General features: G+C 57.1%; 1 protein-coding gene. It reads right to left on the bottom strand.

All coding sequences use genetic code 11. The features are described from left to right. Window positions 1–464: VCBS domain-containing protein (locus K5Q99_RS22050; protein WP_220778149.1), on the bottom strand; the 464-nt coding region annotated here is incomplete at both ends.

The raw sequence follows: 464 nt of genomic DNA, 5'->3' as shown, positions 1-464 counted from the left end.
ACCACAAAGGTTTCGACCTTAGTTTCGCCTTCAGCCAGATATTGCACGTCGGCGTTATCGACGTTGTAAGTCCAGTTGCCCGCCGCATCGATAGTCAGGCTGCCGAGCGCGCCATTGCTAGCAACGCCGTTGCCCGCTTGGAATACCGCTTGGCCGCTGTCGGCATCGGTAATGGTTAAGGTGCCGCTGTCAGTCAGAACTGGATCGGTGGCATCTTCAGTGACCGCGCCGACATCGTCGCCAGCAATCACAGGCACATCGTTGGTACCGGTAATGGTGATGGTGACCGTGTGCTCAGTGCCATCGTCACTCAAGACCACAAAGGTTTCGACCTTAGTTTCGCCTTCAGCCAGATATTGCACGTCGGCGTTATCGACGTTGTAAGTCCAGTTGCCCGCCGCATCGATAGTCAGGCTGCCGAGCGCGCCATTGCTAGCAACGCCGTTGCCCGCTTGGAATACCGC

The sequence above is a fragment of the Shewanella hafniensis genome, from assembly GCF_019655335.1.
In the GTDB taxonomy this organism is placed as follows: Bacteria; Pseudomonadota; Gammaproteobacteria; order Enterobacterales; family Shewanellaceae; genus Shewanella; species Shewanella hafniensis.
Note: the sequence above shows the minus strand (reverse complement) of the source record. Positions and strands in the feature narration are given on the sequence as shown.